Here is a 3,789-nt window from a genome sequence, read left to right on the forward strand (position 1 = left end):
CGCCTCGCGGCATGGCGGCGTCCGGAGCGCGCCCAGCCGGTCGAACCGCCGGCCGCGTACCCGGACACCCAGCTGAGCTACCTGGCCAACGTCTACAACGAGAAGGCGCGCGCGTTCTACCACAAGCACGGCGTGCAGCTGATCGCGGCCGCGTACGAGTCGCACGAGGAACCGGGCGAAGTGTCGCTGATGATCACCAAGCACTGCCTGCGCTTCTCGTTCAACCTGTGCCCCAAGCAGGCCAAGGGTGTGCAGGGCGTGCAGGGCCAGGTGCGCGCCGAGCCGATGACGCTCGTGTCCGGCGCCGAAACCTACACGCTGAAATTCGATTGCAAGCCGTGCGAGATGCATGTGATGGGCGCGATGAAGCCGGGGATCCTGAATTCGCCGCCGCCGTCCGCCATTCCGTACAGCCCGCTCGTCTTCCACCGCCAGCGTCCGCGCGCATGAGGCCCTTGATGATCCTGCGCACTTCTCTACTGCTGGCCCTGCTGGGCGCGACGGGCGTGGCCCTCGCCGACGATGCCGCCATCCTGGCATGCCGCAAGCTGGCCGACGGCGCCGCGCGCCTGGGCTGCTATGACGCGATTCCCGCCGAAGCGCGTCCGGCCGCCGCCGCCGCGCAAGCCTTCGGCCTCGAACAAAAGACGCCCGACGAACCAGCCCGCTCGATCGAGAGCACGATCGTCGGCACGGTCTCCGGCTGGAGCCCGGCCACGCTGTTCACCCTTGCCAACGGCCAGGTGTGGAAAGTGGTCGACGGCAGCTCGGCGGACCTCGCGCCGGTGAGCAATCCACCGGTCAAGATCGTGCGCAATCTGTTCGGCACCCTGTTCCTCGAGATCGAAGGCACCAACGCCTCGCCCAAGGTCCGGCGCGTCCGCTGAATCTTTTCGCCATTCGCACGGTCCGCATGCCGTTCGGTTTTTGACCCCTCCCTTCCACGACCTCCCCCCCAGCGATGGGGGGTTCCCCTTCCGCATTCGGGAAAAAGCCACACGGCGGCCGTTATTTCCTTGACCATGACGAGGATCGGTTACACGATTGTGACTAATTGTAACCGCCGGTCGATAATGTAGCGTCCGCCACGAATATTTCACGGGCGGCATAATATTAAACAAAGATCAACTGATAGTAAGAAATTGCTAACAGGCTACAGAACAGCAGCCCAGGTTACACCCAGATACACTTGTCAAGAAATTATGCCGGCTCTCCCATTCGTCTGCCGCCGTTGCGAGGACCGGCCGATTACCCGATGGAGGATGGATGACCCGAAAGCGCCTGCTGTGCATTGCCCCGGATGACAAGGGTGCGCGCGCCCTGCTCAATGAAGCAATGCACGACTGGGAGATCCGCAGTGTCAGCAACTTCGGCGAAGCCGGGCGCGAACTGCGTAACGACCGTTACCTGGTCGGCCTGCTCGTGCACGACCGCGAACAGCACCGGCCGGCCGAAGTGGACACCTTCCTGCGCCGCCACAGCCATATGCAGTGGGTCGGCGTGTTCAACCCGCGCGATCTCGAATCCGCGCCCTGCCGCGACCTCGTCGTGGAGCACCTGTGCGATTACCACACGGCCCCCGTCGATCCGGTCCGGCTGGCCCATACGCTCGGCCATGCGCACGGCTGGGCGATGCTGCGCCCGCGGCCCAGCGCCAAAGACGCGCACGACGATCCCGCGTCGCCGCTGATCGGCGGCTGCGACGCGATCGCACGGCTGCGCGCGCAGGTGTCGCGTGTCGCCAAGGTCGCGGCGCCCGTGCTGATCTGGGGAGAAAGCGGCAGCGGCAAGGAGTTGACCGCCCAGGCGATCCACGCGCAGTCGGACCGGGCCGCGGGACCGTTCGTCCCCATCAACTGCGGCGCCATCGCACCGAGCCTGATCCACTCCGAGCTGTTCGGCTACGAGCGCGGGGCGTTCACGGGCGCCACGCGGAGCAAGGCCGGCCTGATCGAGTCGGCGGACGGCGGCACGCTGTTCCTCGACGAGATCGGCGACCTGCCGAAGGACCTGCAGGCCAACCTGCTGCGCTTCCTGCAGGAGAAGACGATCTGCCGCCTGGGCAGTACCCGCAACATCCGCGTGGACGTGCGGGTGATCGCCGCGTCGCACGTGCAGCTGCAGCAGGCCGTCGCGAGCGGCGCGTTCCGCGAGGACCTGTACTACCGCCTCGCCGTGCTGCCGGTGACGGTACCGCCGCTGCGCGAACGGCGCGACGACCTGGTCACGCTGGCCGAACACTTCTTCCACATGTACGCGAGCGAAAAATCGCCGCGCCTGAAGGGTTTTTCCAACCGGGCGATCGAGGCGATCCTCGACCACGACTGGCCGGGCAATGTGCGCGAACTGATCAACCGGGTGCGGCGGGCACTGGTCATGTCGGACGGCCGCCTGATCATGCCGGAAGACCTGGGACTGACGCGCGCGATCATGGCGCCGACGTCCGCCGCGCTGGACGACACCCGCATGCGTTCCGAGCGGCGCGCCCTGCGCGAATGCCTGGACCGCAGCGGCCACAACGTGAGCCGCGCGGCACGCGACCTGGGTGTATCGCGCACGACGATGTACCGTTTGCTGAGCAAGCACGGCATCCGCGAGTGACGCGTGTCCGGTATGTGGCACAAGTGGACAAGGTGTCCACTTTTTTTTGTGTGTTGCAGCGCGTATGTGGACAGAGTTGTACCGGAAGTGAAACAGTTTTTCGATATTTTCGGTAATTCGTGCGGGGATTTCTCTGACAGGCGTGTAGGAAAATCCGTACAAAGTCAACAAAAACAATGGGTTAGAAAGCTCTGCAGTGGGGCTGGCACTGAAACTGCAAAGGGATGGAGGTCGGCGCTACAGCCGACCCATCACCAACCATCAAACCCAGAGGGGAACTCGAATGAACAAGACTTTGCTCGTGACTGCCATTTCGCTGGCATTCTCGCTGACCGCACAAGCCCAGGATGGCGTCAATGCGAACGGCGGCGGCGCCACCGTCACGCAGACCACGACCCGCACGTCGGACAGCAGCGACAACAGCACCCGTAACTCGAACAACACCTCGGACAGCAGCAACAACAGCACCAACTCCTCGGACAGCAGCAACAACAGCACGAACACGAGCACGGCAACCACGAACTCGGACCAGAACAACAACAAGAGCACCAACACGACCACTACGACCACGTCGACGGACAACAGCAACCGCAGCACCAACACGGCCGACAACAGCGACCGCAGCGACAACAGCAACCGCAGCACGACGACCACGACGACCGACAACAGCAACCGCAGCACCAACACGGCCGACAACAGCAACCGCAGCAGGACGGACAACAGCAACCGCAGCACGAACACCGACAACAGCAACCGCAGCGTCACCACCACGACGACCAACAGGTCGACGGACAACAGCGACAACAGCACCCGTAACTCGAACAACACGTCGGACAGCAGCAACAACAGCACCAACAACACCTCGACCAACCGCACGGTCTCGAACTCGACGACGACCAACCGCGACAACGACAACAGCACGGGCAAGAACAACAGCTCGGGCGACTCGACCGCGTCCGCGACCGGCTCCGTCGCCGTGAACAACGGCGGCACCGCGACGTCGAACTTCTCGAACAGCTTCAACACCTCGTCGTCCAACAACACGGCGAACCTGACGGGCCGCGTGTCGGGCAACACCATCTCGAACATCGGCAACGTCGCCACCAACACCGGTAACGCCAACGGCGCCGCCGGCACCGCGGGCAACGGCGCAGCCGGCACCGGCGGCGGCATCACGGCAACCGCCGG

2 protein-coding genes and 2 pseudogenes are annotated in these 3,789 nt (G+C 64.4%); all 4 read left to right on the plus strand.

Going from position 1 to position 3,789, the window contains the following annotated elements; all coding sequences use genetic code 11:
• Window positions 1-450, plus strand: a pseudogene (locus ACEN88_RS26455) (collagenase-like protease); the annotation flags it as partial.
• Entirely contained in the window at window positions 447-887 is a 441-nt protein-coding gene (locus ACEN88_RS26460; RefSeq protein ID WP_413344452.1) for a hypothetical protein, read from the plus strand. The pseudogene ACEN88_RS26455 and the gene ACEN88_RS26460, both read left to right, overlap by 4 nt.
• A gap of 379 nt (window positions 888-1,266) precedes the next feature.
• Complete coding sequence (locus ACEN88_RS26465; RefSeq protein ID WP_413344454.1) at window positions 1,267-2,601, plus strand: sigma 54-interacting transcriptional regulator; 1,335 nt, start codon at window positions 1,267-1,269, stop codon at window positions 2,599-2,601.
• A gap of 283 nt (window positions 2,602-2,884) precedes the next feature.
• Window positions 2,885-3,789: pseudogene (locus ACEN88_RS26470) on the plus strand (hypothetical protein); the annotation flags it as partial.

This window comes from Massilia sp. CT11-108 (genome assembly GCF_047302915.1).
Lineage (GTDB): Bacteria > Pseudomonadota > Gammaproteobacteria > Burkholderiales > Burkholderiaceae_D > Telluria > Telluria orientalis.